Here is a 19,416-nt window from a genome sequence, read left to right as displayed (position 1 = left end):
ATTAATATGTTGGCACCGCTACAAAAGCCCGGCCTGAATCAGGATCTGCATCTGGCCAAAGTCACGTCCGTAAACGATCCTGAACAGTTGAATCGTGTCCAGATCAGTCTGCTGTCTCATTCCAGCGCCACACAACAGGAAGGAACGCTTTGGGCCAGGGTGGCTGTGCCCTGCGCCGGCAGTAACAAGGGTACGTTTTTCATTCCCGATGTGGATGACGAGGTGGTGGTGTCATTTATCAACGGCGACAGCCGCTATCCCGTCATTCTGGGATCTTTATGGAACGGCAATAATCAGGCGCCGGAAACCCTGGGGGGCAGTGGAAACGCGGTGGACCGATGGACCTTGGTAGGCAAGGCCGGAACCCGCATTGCAATTGAAGAAGAGACAGCGGCCGAGGCCACCATAAAATTCACCACGCCAGGCGGAACCAGCGGGGAACTTACCGACGCCGGGGGCGGAAAAATTGAATTCAGCACGGCCGGCACCACGATAACCGTGAACACCCAGGGGGTTACGGTAAACACCCCCCTGGAGGTCAAAGTACAGGCCACCCTGGTGACGGTGTCTGCGGCCCAGGTCAAAGTAGACGCGCCCATGTCCATATTTAGTGGGGTGGTCCAGGCCCAGACCGTGATCACCAACAGCGTGGTCAGTGCATCCTATACACCGGGAGCAGGAAACATATGGTAACCCAGATGAAACAACACAACATCCTGTGGATGGCCCCTTCTGCGATCTGGGGAGAACAAAGCGCATGGATGCGCGTGCCCGGATCCGGGCAGAACGGGATGGTCCGGCCGGTAATTCTGCGGTTTGCCAATGACCTGTTCATGGATGAAATGATCGCCATGCTGACCCACGCCCCCTGGCGTTTGGCCGAGTGGGTGGCCCGGCCCGAAACCTGGCGCAATCCCATGCCCACCCCCAAACCTGTGGAAATCACCCGGCCCGGGGTTTTCCTGCCAAAAGGCTACAATACGACCAAACAGCTGGTTCAAAATTATTCCCGGGAAAAGCGGACCGACCAGATAAAACAGCGAATAAAAACCCCCGCAGCCCTGCCTGATATGGCTTCCACGGATGAAGTCAAACTATTTCAGCCGGCCCACAAGCGATATTATGTGGTGACCGGGTCTCTTGTTTCCGGGCAAAAGGGGCTTGCCGATTACCCTGTTGACCCCAGCGCCCGGGAACGGGCCACCTTTGTGGTGCGGGCTCTGAAAACAAATCAAAAAAAAGTCACCGAAGAATTCGGCTTTGTGGCCACGTCCACGGGCATGGCCTGGCAAAAACTGGGCGTCCATGGAGACGACAATATTGCTGTGATGCGCATTCTGCCAAACGAGGAACAGCATCCCCTGTTTCCGGTCACCTATCCGGACCGGTGTGACCGTTTCAGGCAGGTGTTTGGCGGTCTTATTCCCGTCACTCAAAGGGATGGATGGATGGATGCGCCAGCTTACACAGGCAGCGATCAGGATACGTTGATTGCAAGTCCTGTCCCCTCCGACGACGGCGGTACCGACTTGTACAGACACATTTTGTACGCCGATGTGATCGCACCCTGGAAAGCCATGATCGAACAGGCTGAAACCGATAAACGCGTAAATAGCGAACAGGGTTTGCCATCCGCCAATTTTGGATTAAATATACCCGAGCCTGACCTGGATCTGATCCGGAACATCCGAAAGGCCCGGGATGAAATCCAGACCGGTTCCTGGTATGTGCTTCTGGATTTTGCCCGGTTTCTTTCTGATCATCTGCCCGGGGTATGGGCAAAAATCGCCGAAAAAGAAAAGGACACCAATTTATTAACTGCCCTGCCCCTTTTAAGTGCCGGTGAAGAAGAACTGGTAAAAACCCTCACCGACACCCGGCTGGATATCCGGCTGTTCTTGGACCTGGCCGTTGAAAACCTGGCGGTCAGCGGTTACCAAACCCAATCCCAAAACGGTTCCCTATTCACGGTGTGGGACAAACTGCTGGATTTTTGGAAATTTGAAATTTACCTCAAGCTTTCCTGGGTGCTGTACGGTGCCCAGAGCCAGGCCGAAAAAGTCAAGACCCGGGTAATATCTGTTCCGGGGTTTACGCCGGGGTTCCGTACCGCCCTGCTGTCGATTCTTTCGTCATTGATATCCGGGTCTAAACAAAGTTTTCCGGATTTTTCCAACGCGTTGGAACGTGGCTTTCCAGCGATCAAAGAGGCCGCAGTGTCAGGGATTGTGCCTGGATTTCATACGGATCTGGGCAAGCTGGTCCATTGCCTGAAAAAAATAAAATTACCGGCGACCCAGCACCAGGTGGTTCAAACCCTCAACATGGACGGCCTGGATTCAGCCGGACTGGAAAAATCTCTGTGGTCCCTGCTTGTTTTTTATTGGACTTTTGAAGCGCATGTGGAAGAGACAATCGCGACCATTGATCCGGAAAATGTGGCGGCCGACCTGGATTCCGGACAATTTATAGATGTGGAAGCATTCAGCGATACCTGGCTCCAAACGGTTTTTGGCCAGGCCAAAACCGGAAATTGGTACCCCTTTATCCAATTTGCATCGGATCTGGAAACCCATTGCCCGCAACTCCATGCCGAGGCAGTCAGGCAGGTATTTGGAAAACCCCCAGGCACGGATGCAACCATTCAGAAATGGGTTACATTCCTTAAAACCAAGGTGATCAGTGGCGAAGAACAGGAGGTCTTGTTTTTTCCCAACACGGGGCACCGAAATATCCGAATTATTCCGGCATTATCCCAAGCCCTGGTTGAAATTCTTGCCTGGAATGAAAATCTGGAGGCAGTGGACACACCCTATGACCGAAGTATTCAGGTGGGGGGGGACGAATCGAAAATGAATGAGGAATGGCCGGATTTTCTGTTTCCCCTGGCCGACCCCCATCCAGAACTGACCCTTTCCCAGAGCCACCCGGTTCCGAACCTCTCCCCGGAACTGCCGGAGCCACCCGGAGATGCCGAGGATCTGCATCTTCAACTGGATGCACTGGCAACGGATATCCATCAACTGGTCAGGGCCCAAAAGCCGTTGAACGGTGGGAGCAACTCCGATGTTCTAAATCATGATCCCCTGCTGGACACCAAAGACGTCCGGTTTGTGGTACGGCTGGTATTTGAAAGACCCCATTGCGGGGATCTGTTCCAACCCCGGATCAGCCCTGCCACGTGCAAGCTTGAAATGGCACCGTTTTTCGATGTTGACGCCCCGGCCCGCCCGGTCCGGATCCGGATGCCCTTTGACATTTCTCCGGCCGGCTTGCGCAAATATAAAAAAAGCGCCATGGTCCTGTTTTCAGACATGATGTGCGGGAAAGTTAAGAAAGCCCAAAAAACAACCCTGGCCGATCTGGTCCTGTCCGTTCTGCCCTGGCCGTTTCATAAGGATCTGCCCGATGTGGGAAAGGCTGGACCCTGCAGGGATAAAAGCGGGGCGTCGTTGGGGATGATCTGCTCTTTGTCCATCCCCATTGTGACCTTGTGCGCCCTGATTCTTTTAACCATCATCGTGAAGCTGCTCAATATATTTTTCAAATGGATGCCCTGGTTTTTCATGTGTTTTCCCCTGCCAAACATCGACCGGTTCAAGGCAAAGGATTAAATCATGACACAGACAATACCTATAAAAAAAAACAAAACCATTCCCGGCTCACCCTTAGGGTGGCCCCTGCTTCCAGTTCCGGACAAGGGTACGCTGTCCTATCCCACCCTGGAAGACAGCATCAAGCAGTCCATCCGCATCATCCTGCTGACCCGGCCCGGCGAGCAGTTGATGCGTCCCCGGTTCGGTGCTGGATTATCAAATTTTTTACATCTGCCCAACACCCTGGAAACCCGGCGGCAGATCCAGGAAACGGTATTTAATGACCTTGGCCGGTGGGAGCATCGCATGGTGGTGCTCCGGGTGGAGGTATGGGAAGACGAAGAAACACCGGAAGCGGTTCGCATTGAGATTGCATACAAAATCAGGCGGACCCGAGAACAGGTAACAACAACGGTTAAATTGAATTTGGGAAGCTGATTATGCCTATTCCGAAATATCGACTGGATGACAGAAATTTCGACGACCTGGTCAAAGAGCTGGTGGCACGGATACCGTCCCACACGCCTGAATGGACCAACCCCCAGGTCGGTGATCCGGGAATGACCCTGATCGATCTTTTCGCATGGCTGGGTGATACCCTGCTTTATCGGGTGAACCTGCTGCCCGAACGGCAGCGCCTTGAGTTTTTGCGCCTGCTGAACATTCCCATGCGGCCGGCACTGGCCGCCACAGGACTGGTGACCCTTGAAGTGACCAACAAAGACCGGTTCACCCCTGTGGTGGTTCCCCAATACACCCGGATCAAAGGCGGCGTGGATTTTGAGACCGCCCAAGAGATTTCGGTCATGCCGTTCTCCGGCAAGGTGTTTGTCAAACGGCGACCATCGGAACAGGAAGAAGAGGTGATCGGAACGATCAAAGAAGAACTGGAAAAAGTCTATGATATCGGGACCGGCAATGGTGAGCAATACATTACCACGCCCATGTTTCATGATCCGGATAAAAATGGTTCAGGACTCAACGTGGTCAAGGACACCATCGACCAAACCTTGTGGATTGCGCTGCTGGCTGCAGATGAAGATCCCAACCGGGTTGACCGGGTTAGGCAATCCCTGGACCCGGATGAGCAGGGATTCAGGATGATCCAGATCGGCATTGAACCCCGGCTGAAAATTCCCGAATTTGATCAATATGTTCAACAGGCCGTGACCATGGCCGATTTCTGGCAGTGGGACATGCCCGCCGGCCGGGATGACGACGATGATATGGCCTACACCATTCCCTATCTTCCCCTGGAAATATACGATGATACGACCGACGGGTTTGTTAAGCAGGGAATTGTTCAGTTAAAACTGCCGTCTTCCGCCCAGATTTGCCTGCCTGAAAATAACGTGGATGAAAACATCTATGCCGGTACGGGCAACCATCCCCCCCGGATCGACGATGAGACCATTGCCAAACGGCTGGTCACCTGGATCCGGCTCACCCCCCGCCAAAAAAGCGAAAGCCTGGCCCTGGACTGGGTGGGGATCAATGCCGTGAAAATCGATCAGTTCAAAACCATCCGGAACGTAATTTTATCCACGGCAGACGGCACACCGGATTTGACCCTGCCCTTGCCCGGTACATCGGTGCAGGCATCGAGTTTCAAGCTCCAGGTTGAGGAAAAAGGGGTGGGATACAAAAATTGGCACGCCCTGCCCCTTCACATGGCCAGCCGGACCGACAACGTGTTTGAACTGGACAGCGAAGCCGGGACGATAACCTTTGGAGACGGCCTTCGGGGGGCTGTTCCCGAGGCCGGTTCCCGGATCAGACTGGAACTTATGCGGTACGGCGGGGGAATAAAAGGAAATATGGACGCTGGCAATCTGACGGCTGTCAGCCACCCTGACCTGTCCGTGGTCCAGGCGGTTCCCACCCAGGGGGGGCTGGATGCCGAAACACTGGATGAGGCGGAAAAACGAATTCCGTCCGTGTTGAAACATTGTGACCGGGCCGTGACCCAGGAGGATTACAAACTTATCGCATCGCAGACTCCCGGTATCGAGCTGGGCCGGGTGGAGGTGCTTGCCCAATTTAAACCCCAGCAAAAATTATTTGATATCGTCGGGGTAATGAGCGTCATGGTCCTTCCCAAAGGGGAGAACCACCGTCCTCCCAACCCCAGGCCGGACCGAAATATCCTGGCCCGGGTCCACCACCATGTGGATGAGCGGCGGCCCATCGGGGTGGAACTGTACGTGATTGGGGCCGAGTATGTCCCCTTGGGTTTAGGCGTATCCGTGACCCTTGGGGAGGGCGTGCCCCGACAGCAGACATTTCAGAACGTAAAAACCGCCTTGTATGAATTTCTCTGGCCTTTGTCTCCCGGCGGCCATCTTAAAACCGGCTGGCCCCTGGGGCGCATGGTTGACAACCAGGAACTGGCCGTGATGGTGGCCCGGGTATCCGGGGTGCTCACTGTGGAGGGGGTGAACCTGTTCAAGCAAAACAGTGGAAAACAATGGGAGTTGATGGAAGGCGGTGCAGAACAGCGGATGTCCCTTTTGACGTGGCAGCTGCCCGAACTTTTGGACGTGGTGGTCATTGAAGACGAAGACCCCGTCACCGACCTGGATGAGGCATTAGGAAGGCAAGGTTTCAGCCCTGGAGAATGGGACCAAACAGACACGGGAAAAAGAATCGCCATCCCGGTGGTGCCGGAGATTTGTAAATGATTGATGTAAATAGGCAAAAATTCTGGATGCTGTCCGAACCCGGGCAGTTTGCTCTTAAAGATCCGACAGGGTCCGTGGAGTGGTGCCGGAAAAAGGCCCACCCGGTGCTTCGTATGAAACGCACCCGGCTGCTTGAACTCATGCCCCAAAATCCAATTCAGGCCCGGATTCGGGCTAAATTGCTTTCCGATCAGCCCCCGTCCACGGTGGATGCATACGGCACCTGGGCGTATGTGGATGAAATGCCCAACGTGATCCTGGGCGGTGGTGTGTTTCCTGATCCAATAGAGATAATTGACTTTGCCGAAACCGAACGCGTCGTGGATATGTCCATGAATCCCGAAGGGGTGCTTTATGTGATCAGCCGGGATGAAACGAATGTGGCCACGGTTTATATGATCAATCTTAAGGGGGCCAAGGACGATGGAAAAAATGCATTTCTTGGAGATGAAGAAGCGGCTGAAGATACCAATGTGGCCCGGGCCCGGTTTCCCCAGGCTGACGGCCGGCCGGATCGGATTGTGGCCCTGGCGTCCGGCGGCGCCCTTTTGTTGGATCGTGAACACAATACATTCTGGCAGATCGTGGGTAAACCCATGCGGGAGCAGCCCTTGGCCATGTATCCGCCTGAAACGCCCCGGCCCTGTGCCGACGGTCCCATGCCCCAGGAACTGATTGACCGACCCGACTTGGTTCTACCCGGGGGATTTGAGGCCGTGGATATGGCCTCCAGCCCTGAAGGCCAAACTGCGGTACTGCTTTTTCCAACCGAAGCCGAAGTGAATACCCCTGCGGCAGTAGTCCTGATTGCCGGGGAAATGATCAGTGCGCCCGTTTATCTATACGGGATTTCGGCGCCGTTCAGCATCGGCAGTATCCGGGAAAATGAATGGACGGTTTTGTGCGAAGACCAAAAAGAAGCCTTTGGGTTTACCGTGCCTTTTTTGACCCAAACGCCCGATGAACCGGTCCGGGTCAGTGGGAATCGGTATCCCCTGAACTGGGGAAAAAACAACAGCCGAAAAAATGCCCGGCTCTGCAATGGGCTGTCCCGGCCGGTGTACTATCCGTCCACGGACAAACAGGGGCATTTTCTGATCCGTCCCCTTTATCCTTTATCTTTTCCATCCTATCCGGCACAAGTAACGGTGTCGGCAGCCCATATCATCGACAGCGGTGAACCCCATACGGTGTGGCACCGGCTGTTGCTGGAAGCACACCTTCCCAAAGGCACGGGCGTAATTGTCCATGTTTCTGCCAGTGAAGACCGTGGGGATTTAGAAAACGATCCTAAAGGGTTTGATCACTATTTCGGCGCCGCCCCCGGCCCACGGGACGGCCCCCGGGGGACATGGATCAGCGATACGTCCGAAGTCCCTTTTTTCCCAGGGCTTCTAACCGATACCCCAAAAAACGGTACGGCCGGTGTATTTGGCGTGCTCATCCAGCGGTACGGGTATGAGATCCGGTCTTTAAAAGGGCGGTATCTTAAAGTCGACATGACCCTGACCGGCGGGGGCCAGGCCACACCGGAAATTGCGGCCCTTCGCATCTATTATCCCCGGTTTTCCTACCTGGACCGATATCTGCCTGAATTGTACAGGGAAACCGATGTCCGGCAAAGGGCCCAAGAAACAGGGGCGGCAAGTGGGTCTGATTTTTTACAACGGTTTCTCTGCCTGTTTGAAGGGGAGCTCACCGACATTGAAAACCGGGTGGCTGCATCCCATATGCTGACGAATCCTGTTTGTGCCCCTGCCCAGGCCCTGGACTGGCTGGGACAGTGGGTCGCCTTGTCCGACAAGCATGATCTGCCCGAAGAAAGAAAACGCTTGCTTATCCGTGAGGCCACGGCCCTTTACCGCAAACGCGGCACCATCAAGGGCCTGGCCCGGACCCTGGAACTGGTTACAGGCCTTGAAGAAGAATTTGTGCTGCTGGAGGATTTCCGACTCAGGCGGACCTTTGCCACCATTCTGGGCCGGGATTTTTCCATTGAAAATGACCCGCTGCTCATGGCGGACATTCCCAATGCCAACTCTTATTTGGGGGATACCCTGATCCTGGGGCAAGAAGAAAAAAAGGAATTTCTGGCCTTGTACGGCGTGGATATTCCCTGGAACAATGGGGATCAGGACGTGGTGGACAACTTTTACGCCCGCCTGGGCAACCGGTTAACGGTACTGGTGCACAAACAGGCCGCCAAAGAAACCTTGGGTTTGATCCGCCGTATCGTGGCCGCAGAAATTCCGGCCCACATTGAATTCCGTGTGATACCGGCCACCAAACCCCTGATCATCGGTATGTATTCCTTATTGGGTGTGGATACTTACACCAGTGAGGCGCCCCAACGCCGCACCGCCCGTGTGGGCCACAGTTACCTGGGTCGCTATGATTTTATACAAAAATTGCCGGTTTTGGATGAGCGGTTGGAACCGTAAAAACAGTTAACAGGAGAAACAACATGGCTTCTAAATATGAAGATCCTTTGGAATACCTGCTTTATCCCGACCGGGTGAACTATACCAACGGCGTGCTGTTGGACGAAAACGATTTTAAAGCGGAACAGACCTATTTCAGGGGCCGTCTGGGCCGGGCCCTTTCCTATCTCCACGGCTTCGGCACGGTGGCCGGCCTGGATGTAGTCACCCTCGAATCGGAACCGCATGTTCTACGTGTTATGCCCGGCCTGGCCGTGGACCGTCTGGGACGGCTGATCGAACTTCATGTGCCTTACTGCATCCGGGTTCAAAACTGGTTTGTGTCCCAAAACGAGGATGCTTTAGAGGAAAGCTACGCCGGTAGTGTGGCGGACGGCGTCTCCCAGGCCGTGGTGGCGGATCTGTTTATCAAGTTCGACACCTGCCAACGGGGCAAAACCCCCTGTTTCGGCGTGGGAAATGTGGATGCCACCGATGCCTTTACTGCGGAACGGTTGAGGGACGGGGTGGGGTTCGACCTGGTCATCCGCACCCAGCCCGAAGCGGAAAAGCCCCGCCAATATGCGCCCTATGAAATGATGAGCGAGGGGCCCATGGATTTTGAGGCGGCCATGGAAGAATTACGCACGGTCAAACTGGAAGCAGGTTGGCGGGAATCGGAATTCTGGAATTCGGCAGCCGGGAATATCAATGTAGGCGATGAATACAGCCCCGAGCAGAACGGCACAGAAGTGATGCTGGCCCGGATCCGGCTGCCTGCCACGGACAGCCCCATGGCATACAATACAACCGGATCCATAGGAATTCAAAACGATATCCGTGTCCTGAGCCTCAGTGCGGATGAATTGTTCTGGTTAATCAAAGCGACAGGGGGAGTTTAGCCATGGCCTTAAAAGATTACAATATCGACCGGATGAAACAGCATATCAGCATCCTGGATAAATACGAATATGGCGGGTCTGTCTTCGTGGACCGCAGGCGAAGCCGGCCCCGATGGTTTGACGGACGATTTCTCAAGGCTGCAGACCTGAACCGTGAATCCGGTTATTTTCTGACCCGGCAGGCCGACCTGGCCGTGGCCACAGGAACCGGGGTGGTCGAAGGGCTGATGGTCAAACAAAACGATTCCACCCGGATCACCATCGCCCAGGGGCACGGCATGACCTTTGACGGGGAACGGGTATTCCTGCCCAATGATGTTGATATCAGCCTTCACAACATTGCCCTGGCAGAAGAGTTGAACGTAAAAATGGGACTGAGCCGGAAACCGGCCCCGCCTGACCGCTCCCGCAGCGGAATTTACATCATCGCCCTGCGGCCCCTTGAGTTTACGGCCAACCCCACTGCCTCCTATCCGGTGGATGTGGACGGTCAGCGGCAGATGCGGGACGGCAGCATTATTGAAGCCACGGCCATAACCCTGGTTCCCTTTTCATACCCTGCCGGGGCCGCCCGGTCCAGCGAAGCCCGGCGGGCCGAAGTGGCCCATCAGATATTCACCCAGACCACCGAATATCGCATTCCCAGCACCACCCTTCCCCTGGCCATGATCGAAATGAGACGGGGAAAGCTTCTCTGGCTGGACAACCACATGGTCCGTCGGGACATGGGGGCGGTGCACAGCGACGTTCTGGGATTCGGATTTACCCCCAGATCGATCCGCAGTTCCCATTTCAAGCAATACGACGCCATGATCCAGGACATCGTGGACCAGCGCAAAGGAACCAATGCCGACCTGCGGTTTTCCGCCACGGAATATTTTCAGTCCCTGCCGTCGACCGGACGCCTGCCCGCGGCTTGTGTGGATCTTTCCACATTGACCCAATACTATTTTCCCGATGTCATGGATGTGGAGATGTCCATCATCCCGGAGGATGAAATGGGTCTGTTGATCGAAGAAAGCCTGCTGCTGCCGCCTATTCTCCTGGATGATGATACTGTTATGGAAAATACGTCTGTTATGGTTTTTCTGCCGGTGCCCAGGCATGTTTTCCACAGTGAAACCAAGGCCATTAAAAAACTTCCCGCCACGATCCGTTTCCCCGTTAAAACTGCGCGGTCCAAGTTCACCCCCAGGGAGTATCTGAATCTTTTCCAAACCAAGCTCCCGGATTTTGAGACACCAACTGTGAAAGATGAAGAGACGTTACGCCAGGGCGCATGGCAGCGCCTGCTGACCTCAGAACCCTTTGTCTGGTACGTACGCAGGCGGCATGTCAGCTACAAGGATGAAATCACCGGTACGGCCGTGCATGTAATGACCAACGAGCACAAGGATGAAACCGACATGAGGCGGTACCAGAAAGACCTTGGATTGTACAATAAATTCACCAACCTGAAAATCAGGGGAAGCGCGGCTGCGGACCTGGAAATGGTAAGACTTTTGACCATTCCCAAATTCACTAAATCCGAAGTGCTGATGCGCTCGGCCCTCAACGAATTCAACGACACGGACAAACTGGATGAAGGCCATGCCGCCTCGGTGAGTACGCGGTTTGCAGGCAAAGAGATGGGAAAAGGCCTGGACAGGATGGATGAACGGCTTTTTGTGGGGACCGATGAAGAGAAAACCGAGCAGCGAAAAAAACTGGCTAAAACCCTGCGCGCACCCGAACTGGATGACCTGGCCCAAAAACTGGAAACAAATGAGGCAGCGATACTTGCCGACGACCTGCATACCCGCCTGACGGGTACGGATACGCCGGAAGAGATTGCCGCGTTCATTCTAAGCAAAAAAAAGGAACTGGAATCAGGCAAAATAGAGGAGCCGGAATAATGAAAATAGCCTTCGCAGAACACCATTTTGAAGGCGAGCGGGTCATCCGGACGTCACCGGTATTGAGTAACCGGGTATCTTCGGAATGGTACAGCCGACCCCATTTGTATACGGGACGGGCGCTGACCGCGGATACCCTGATTTCCAACACCAAGCACCATCTGCGTCATCTTCAACTGGCCGGCCGCCACGTGTCCCGGGGGGTGATCCAGGGGCTGACCCTGTCCCATTACCAACGGCAGTTTGCCGATCAGGAGGGCACCCATCACACCGAGCAATGGTTGAGGCTTTCCGCCGGCCAGGGAATCACCCCATGGGGCGAAGATGTGACCCTGCCGGAGACCTCGGATATTTTTATGAACAATGTGGCTGTGTGGGAAAGTGAAAATGCTCCCCGGGGTGCCGGAATATTCCTGCTCCAACCAATTGAAATCCTAGATGAAATCGTCAGCGACACGGAGAATCAATGCCAGTGGGATGAAAATCAGGATCCCTTTGACGATGAGCAGATCGTGGATGGATGCCGGATGGTGTTCATGCCCTGGCCTACCGGTCTTTTGGGATCCATTCCACCAGTTGAGGACCCGCAGCTCCGGAACCGGCTGGTATACCAAATTTTCGACTTTGAATATGCCCATCCGGACACCCTGTTTCCATGGGAACAGGTGGGCGTCCCCCTGGGGCTGGCTTACATTACCGAAGACACCGGCCAAATCATGTTCATTGATCAGCAGGCCGTGGTGCGCCAGGGCGGGGCGCCCCTTTCCACCCGGCCCCTGTTGTCTCTGAACGGTACGCCGTTTCTGTGGGAGTCACGCATCCAACAATTCGTGGGGCATTTAGCTGATATCAGGCAAACCACGGATGAACTGCCCCCAGCTCATACCCTTTTTGAGACCCTGCCGCCGGTGGGTGTGTTGCCGAAACAGGCCTTAAATTTTGATAACATGCGGTCGGATTTTTTCCCCAGCCAGTTTATTATCGAAGCCTCACCCATTCCCGAAGAACAATTGGAAGTTGCCATGAACGCCTCAGCCGGCTTGGTGCCTTTTGATTTAAACATGCCCGAAAAAATCAAACTGCTGGTGCCCGTTCCCCAGTCCGTGTACCAGCCGGACCTGCTGAAAACGGAAACCCCGGATCCTGTTTTTCTGGAAACCCTGCGCAAGCTGATTGGTGAAATCCGGCTGTGGATCGCAAACCGGACCTGGCTCAGAGGCATGGCCAACCGGGTCATTGGAGGCATTGATCAGGCACAGGTTCCAGAATTCGGAGCGGATACGGACGCGATCCCGGATGAGACTGTATTTCCCGTATTCCCGGACCATGATGATACACTTACGGAATTTGGGAGCGCGGCTGTCAATGCGGTTTCAAATCTGCGTACATGGATCCGAAAAAATGCACCGGGCGTTCCCGGGTCGGTGCTTAATCCCCTGGTTCCAACGAATGACGATCCCCCGGGGTTCCGGGAAGAATTTCAAGGGCTTGAAAACTTCATTGCCGATTTAAAAGAGAAGATCACCAAAACCGAAGACCTGTTGAATTCCGGCTATGTCAAGTCTGAAACCGAGATGTACCGCCTGCGAAGGCTTTTAAAAGGAAACATCAAGGCCTCCAGAATGGCCACCTCCCCGGCCATGGCAAGCATTGTCGGAGACCAGCAAAGCATCCCCACCTTAGATGATGTGGAACAGTATTTCAATTCGGCCATCACCACTGAAAAAACGCTTGATATCACCCCTGAAGAACTGGCACCTGAAGCGTTGTCCGGCACCACTGAAAATGAAAAAATCGATAATGCTCTGTCGATCATCAAGAAACGGGAAAGCGGCCAGGATATTTCCACCGATGAGTTGATGACGGCCACACGAACACTGGCCAGTGTGACGGCAAGCCGTTACGGGGATGCCAACAAAACCATTGCCATGCTGGCTGAAACACAAAAGACAACGGGCTCCATCTATTCGGTCAAAAAAGATCTGTACTATGCCGCGGCCGCAACGCCGGAGGTGGTGTTTAAATATAAGCAACCGGTGATCATCCCCCAGAAAATGGCAGTTCGTGACAAACCTGTGATTGAAAGGGTATACGAGTCTCCGGCAATGGAGGTTAAAAGTAACGCGGTCAACACCAAGTCAGCCATTTTTGACCTGCTTGCCCAGGTGCCCCTGGAAATTGATGAAGAGGTCAGTGTAACGGACAGCAAGACCGCTATCATTGCCCGCAGTCAATATGACGCATATATCAAAGGTTTGACCGAGTCGGAACAAGTCATCCTGGACAACCGGTCACGCTTATCCGAAGATTTTGCATCCATTCATGTGGTTCCCTTGACCGATGACGAAAAAAAATACCTGGCGGACCAGAAACCGGCTATTTCTTCGGAAAAACTTCAAACTTATTTTTCAAATCTTGCAGCAAACAATAAAAAAAACATGCGGTCCGTCAAGGACCCGCTGCTTTCTAAAAACATCCGGGAAGGCATGTTCGATCCGGATCCTGCTGACGGGGATGAGGCCAATTATTTTTCAACCGGGGTAACGGCCCTGGAACACGGGCTCAATGCCATGCGCCTGATTGAAAAAAGACTCAAGGATTACAAAAAAGCGGTAAACCAATGCGGTACAGTGCTTTTGAATTTACAAACCAATGCCCGTCTCTGGAAAGACAAACTGGGAGAAATTGATGACAAGCTGGTGGTGCTGCGCCATGATGCCCTCGTAACCAGATCCCTGTATGAAGAAGAACAGGCCCGCCTGACGGCTGTCAATGAACAGCGTCAGGCCATTCTGGCCACCTATGTGACCAGCCTGATTTTTGTCCGGCCCCGGCTGGTGGAGACCCGGCTGGATGTGCCGTCAATTCCCCTGGCTGCCGAATACGTTAATCCGGTACCAGCCTGTCTGGCCAGGGATTACGAGGCCGTGGGCGAACTGGACGACATGCTGGATGTGTTCCGTGAAATTCCCATCACCTGGCTCACGGAGGCCAAAGGACTGGTCCGCCAGGTCAACACGGTTCCCGGCGTGGCCGAACTGATGACACAAGCAGCCGCACGCACCGCACGGATTGTGGCCCAGGCACCGGCCCAAACCGTTTCCCACAAGGTGTATAACACCCATGCGTTTGGCCAGGCAGCCTGGAAAATTATAGCGGCCAACCAGCAGGTCAAACAAGTGGTAGCCAAAGAAAAAGTCGTTCCGGATACGGTTAAACTGAATACCATGACCTGGCTTGATTTAGTTTATCAGGCCGAAAACAAGGTGTCGCTGGCCGATTTGATCGAAAAAGGCAGAGGATTTTCCAAACTGGCCCGCCGGGCGGCGACCGTCATGGAAAACCTGGAGGATGTGGCGGTCTGTCTGTACCATCTGGTGGACGGAATGGAACCCGTCATTAAGCTCCAGTGGGCCAATCTGATCAGCATTTACGACAAACCGGTGGATTTGCAAAAACTGGAGACCCTGCCCTCTTTTGACAAGATTGATATCTTCCTGCGCAAGGATCTGCAGAATATGGTGGACTGGCTTTTTTCCCAGGTCGACACCGACATTGCCCAGGCCCGCCAGACCATGAACGATCTGGTCCGGGTCTGTATTCTCCTGGCCGGCCATGCACCGGTCAGCACGATCATAAAGGGATATGTGAACGAGCCGTCCGCCGGAAAGGTGGGGGATGTCATTGATGTCGCCGTGAACCAGGGGATCGTGAAAATTGGAATGACCGCCACGGTCATGACCCAACAATCCGTTGTGGTTCAAGGCATTGTGGCAGATGTCGGAGCCGGTGCGGCCCGCATCAAGGTCACCCAAACCAAGGACGGCAAACCTGATTTCAGCATTGACCAAGGGGCCCAAATAAAATTTATTCCGGAAACCAGTGCGACACAGATGAATTGGATGTTGAAATCCATGAAGTAATAATAGGGGAACCGGCCATGTCGACAGATTGTCATGTTCGAAAATTACGAATCCGAACCCGGGATAACGCCATACTGTCCCGGATGACATGTGCTATTGAAGATGCCCTCCGGACAGCGTCGTTTCCCGGAGTTCCCCCCAATGGCCGGGTGTTTGTCAAACGACTTGATCTGGGTAATTTTTCATCCTCTGTATCAAGCCGCTTTTTGGCCAATCGAATTGACGAGCAGTTCCGTCACATCAGTCCCGTGGTGCTCAGCCAGGACACGCCAGAATTGATTGGCGCGCCCGCAGTCTGGTTTCCCGACGACCTGTCCCCCTATCGGTTCCTGATCCGTCTTCTTGCAAAAAACCAGCGGCCCCGGGCATGGTATTGGAAAGCCGCCGTAAAGGGATGGCACCCTTCTTTTTCGGTTCCACAGAGCTATCAAGTGATTGTCTCCCGGGTTTCCGAATACGAAACCGGTATCCGGGGGCTCTGCTTTGTGCTGGAACCGCTGGTGGAAAGCGGCCGGATTCTTGACGTCCTTGATAAATTCAATCCCCGGGATGTTACCCGTTACCTTTTCAATCTGGGCCTTTCACCGGTTCTCATTGACCCCATGAAAGAAACGGAAAAAAGGGCAATGATCCCCCCGAAAAAACCGATGATAGTGACCTCTCTTGAAGGCGGGATAATCACAGGGGCGGCCGGTCTCTGGCCGATTTTTGATCCAAGGTTTGCGCTTGCGTCCTATCTGGTTTTGGCCCGGATGAATCAAGCTGCAGATCCGGTTCACTTGAACCGCTTGCTTGGGACGGTTTCCAACCTCCCTGCCAATCCCCGTGATACCCAAGGTACTAAAAAGGACCGGGGAAACGTGGGTGATCCGCACCAGGATGCAGGCCCTGAAGTTCATAGACAAATCCGAGGGAAGCTGAATCAATCCGGTGGGATTCCATCAGAAGCGACAATGCAAGAGACAAATGCCCATGGTCAAATCGCAACCGACTATGCTGAGTCGGAGTTTGTCTACAAGAACAAACCCACGGCAGAGCCGAAATCGGAACAGGATGGGGCCGGAAAGGCTATATCCCAACACACCGACAGCATTTACGAAAAGTCGCGTCAGCCACCTGAACATATTTTGGTTGACGGCTATCCCCAGGCCCCCGGTCCTCCCGGTCACACAGTGGCCTCCGATTCTTCGGGTTCCCCTTCCCCGGAATCGGAACATAGTCAATCCACACCGTTTAGAAAACATGTCTTAAGGGATATTTTGCCGTTTCTGGGCGGATTTGCCGGTGAGACCAGCGAGTATGCGGGATTAATTTTCATAATCCCCCTGATGAAGCGCATTGGGGTGGACACGTTAATGGAAAAATTTCCGGAGTATAACGATCTCGATCTTCCCCGGCACATTCTTTTCCGATGCGCAACGCTTTTTTCCATTCCACCGGATGATCCGGCCCTTGCATTTCTCGGGGAAAAACCGGAACCTGCTACCGTAATTCCTGAATTTGCAGCACCACCGCAATGGCGGCGCATTCTGCCGAAGCCGTCATCGGAAGAGGATAATTTCCGTGTGGCAACAATCAACGGTTTTAATGGATACGGCCTGCTCCTTGATTCCGAAAACCCGCTGATGATTGGCGTCTGGCGTCGAAAAAACCGATACCGGGTAGCGCCCTGGCTCGACCGATATCACATAAATCCGGGTCCGGTTGTGTCCCAAGACTGGTCCCTGGATCGACTGGTGGATACCATGGTGACCGCCATGGAACGGTATTGCCGTGATGCTGCCGCCATGGAACTTAGGGACTTAATTCGCCGCCCGGCGTATATCGCAACCACAAAAACCCACCTGGACCTGACGTTCCCTTTTAGCCAACTGGATATCCGTGTGCGTATGGCAGGACTCGATATCAACCCTGGCTGGGTGCCGTGGCTGGGACGGGTGTTTCAATTTCATTATGTTGGGGGAGACAGTTAACCATGCCTAATACCATTCACATTCAACATGTCATCCCGCCAAGGGACAATTTACCTGCCCTGGATATCAGGAACTGGGTCATGGGGTTGCTGGCAGGCATGCTGCCCCCGGACCAGCAAAAGGAACCCAGTCAGCCCGAAGCCGCCTATCTGATGCACGCCGTTCCACCCAGGCCCCATGGACCGTTGAACTTAAACGATATGATCCAAAACTCCCACGCCGGGGAAAAAAACCTGATCGGGCTTCTGGGAACGACGCAACCGGCTTGTTCCGATATCATCGCCCTGACCCTGTGTTATCTTGTGGAAACCGATCCCATGGCAGGCCGTTGCATGGCTTACCTTCAACAACCCATGGGCGGATCCCGGCCCACGCTGAGCCTGCTGGCCGCTTTGATCCGGGATTCGGGAATATACCCTGGTAATAATATGGGAAATATCATGGCAAACATCGTCCATGGGAAAGCCGTTGCGCTGGGTCTTCTTCAGATGCTGAATGAAGCGGCTCCCCTGCCAGAGCAGTCGGTGCGCCTGCATACACCTGTGGCATTGAACGTAGCAGGGGGCCGCTTTTCATGGCCCGGTACCCGAATCATAGGTGACGATGACGGATTTGAACTGCCGCACTCCCTGGCCCGGCAGGCAGACCTCCAGGCCCGGTCCCTGGCCCAGGGCTCCAGAGACGCCCTGGTGATCCGGTCTTCGTCTATCCGGGAAAAAACAAGGGCTGCCCGTCATATTGCCGTTACTCTTGGGAAAAAGGCCTTAATGATTGAGAATCAGGAAAAGGCCTTTACCGGGTTGGGAACCATCTGCATTCAAAAAAGCCTTTTACCGATTTTGAGTTATGAGTGCGGGCCGGGGGATCAGATCAACCTTCCGGAGATCACGGGGTATCAAGGCCCTGTACTGGTGCTTGCCGGCCATGAAGGCGCCTTTGAATCCAATGTCGGACAGGTCATCGGCTGGACCATCCCTTTGCCGACCCATGAGGAACGCAAAAGCCTCTGGGACAAACATCTGAACCGGTCCGAATTATCCGAACAACTGGCATCCGACCATATCCACGGTATGGACCGGATCATTGAGTTGGCGGGTCTGGCCAAACGTCAAAGCATCATTCACCAAAAAGACGCTGTTGGCATGGAGGACATTCGGGAAGCAGCCTGGCTCCGGGAGAACAGGGGCTTGAGTGCTATGGCCCAACCCGTGAAAGCCCAAGTCACCGACAAAACCCTGGTGGTCCGGCCCCGGACCCAAAGACAGCTGGATTTGCTGGAGCAGCGGTGTCGCCTGCGCGAACAGCTGGTGAACGATCTGGGCATCACCCTCAAGGCCCGGTACGAAATGGGCGTCAAAGCCCTGTTTACCGGTCCGTCAGGTACAGGCAAGACGTTGGCCGCAAGCTGGCTGGCCAACCGACTGAGCACCCCCCTGTACCGGGTGGACCTGGCATCCATCACCAGTAAATACATCGGGGAAACCGAAAAAAACCTGGCCCGACTCCTGGGGCAGTCGGAACAGGAAGACGTGGTCCTTTTGTTTGACGAAGCAGACTCCCTGTTCGGCAAACGCACCGATGTCAAAGATGCCAATGACCGGTTCGCCAACTCCCAAACCAACTACCTGCTCCAGAGAATCGAAACCTACACCGGAGTAGTGCTGCTCACCAGCAACAGCAAGGCCCGGTTCGACGCGGCCTTCACCCGCAGGCTGGACATGATCATTGACTTCCCCCTGCCCACGCCCAAAGAGCGCCGGGCCATCTGGCTTAATCATCTGGGATCATTTCACACCCTTTCCAAAGGCAACATCAATCAACTGGCTATGCAGTGCGAGCTTTCCGGCGGCCATATCCGGAATGTGGTGTTGACGGCTGCGGTGATGGCCAAAAGCCGGAAGGAAAGGATTTCTTTTGAAACTGTAATTTACGCCCTTTCAGATGAATACCGGAAAATTGGCAAACAATTAGCTCCTGAGTTGAGACAATTCAAGAGGAAAGAACCGTCTTAATTTAATAAAAGAGA

General features: G+C 54.1%; 10 protein-coding genes. All 10 read left to right on the top strand.

Annotated elements, in window-relative coordinates:
• Positions 1-6: 6 nt before the first annotated feature.
• From EYB58_RS15795 to EYB58_RS15750, 10 genes are read left to right on the top strand one after another with little or no spacing between them, the layout of a single operon-like run.
• Positions 7-693, top strand: a complete 687-nt coding sequence (locus EYB58_RS15795; RefSeq protein WP_111954822.1) for a phage baseplate assembly protein V — start codon at positions 7-9, stop codon at positions 691-693.
• On the top strand, positions 687-3,614 hold the full coding sequence (locus EYB58_RS15790) for a hypothetical protein (protein WP_111954824.1): 2,928 nt from the start codon (positions 687-689) through the stop codon (positions 3,612-3,614). The genes EYB58_RS15795 and EYB58_RS15790 overlap by 7 nt, the downstream gene beginning before the upstream one ends.
• Before the next feature lie 3 nt (positions 3,615-3,617).
• Positions 3,618-4,034 (top strand): GPW/gp25 family protein, encoded by a 417-nt coding sequence (locus EYB58_RS15785; protein ID WP_111954826.1) that lies wholly within the window; start codon positions 3,618-3,620, stop codon positions 4,032-4,034.
• Between the two features lie 2 nt (positions 4,035-4,036).
• On the top strand, positions 4,037-6,277 hold the full coding sequence (locus EYB58_RS15780; RefSeq protein ID WP_111954828.1) for a putative baseplate assembly protein: 2,241 nt from the start codon (positions 4,037-4,039) through the stop codon (positions 6,275-6,277).
• A complete protein-coding gene (locus EYB58_RS15775; protein WP_111954830.1) occupies positions 6,274-8,718 on the top strand; it encodes a phage tail protein in 2,445 nt (814 codons plus the stop codon). The genes EYB58_RS15780 and EYB58_RS15775 overlap by 4 nt, the downstream gene beginning before the upstream one ends.
• A 23-nt stretch (positions 8,719-8,741) precedes the next feature.
• Entirely contained in the window at positions 8,742-9,599 is an 858-nt protein-coding gene (locus EYB58_RS15770; RefSeq protein WP_111954832.1) for a hypothetical protein, read from the top strand.
• Between the two features lie 2 nt (positions 9,600-9,601).
• Positions 9,602-11,494: a hypothetical protein gene (locus EYB58_RS15765; protein ID WP_111954834.1), complete on the top strand. Its 1,893-nt coding sequence runs from the start codon at positions 9,602-9,604 to the stop codon at positions 11,492-11,494.
• Positions 11,494-15,417 (top strand): hypothetical protein, encoded by a 3,924-nt coding sequence (locus EYB58_RS15760; protein WP_111954836.1) that lies wholly within the window; start codon positions 11,494-11,496, stop codon positions 15,415-15,417. The genes EYB58_RS15765 and EYB58_RS15760 overlap by 1 nt, the downstream gene beginning before the upstream one ends.
• A gap of 17 nt (positions 15,418-15,434) precedes the next feature.
• Complete coding sequence (locus EYB58_RS15755; protein ID WP_131072087.1) at positions 15,435-17,390, top strand: hypothetical protein; 1,956 nt, start codon at positions 15,435-15,437, stop codon at positions 17,388-17,390.
• A 2-nt stretch (positions 17,391-17,392) separates the two neighbouring features.
• On the top strand, positions 17,393-19,402 hold the full coding sequence (locus EYB58_RS15750; protein WP_111954838.1) for an ATP-binding protein: 2,010 nt from the start codon (positions 17,393-17,395) through the stop codon (positions 19,400-19,402).
• The last annotated feature ends 14 nt before the right edge of the window (positions 19,403-19,416 follow it).

It is taken from the genome of Desulfobacter hydrogenophilus (assembly GCF_004319545.1).
Taxonomy (GTDB): Bacteria; Desulfobacterota; Desulfobacteria; order Desulfobacterales; family Desulfobacteraceae; genus Desulfobacter; species Desulfobacter hydrogenophilus.
This window is presented reverse-complemented; position numbering and strand designations above follow the sequence as displayed.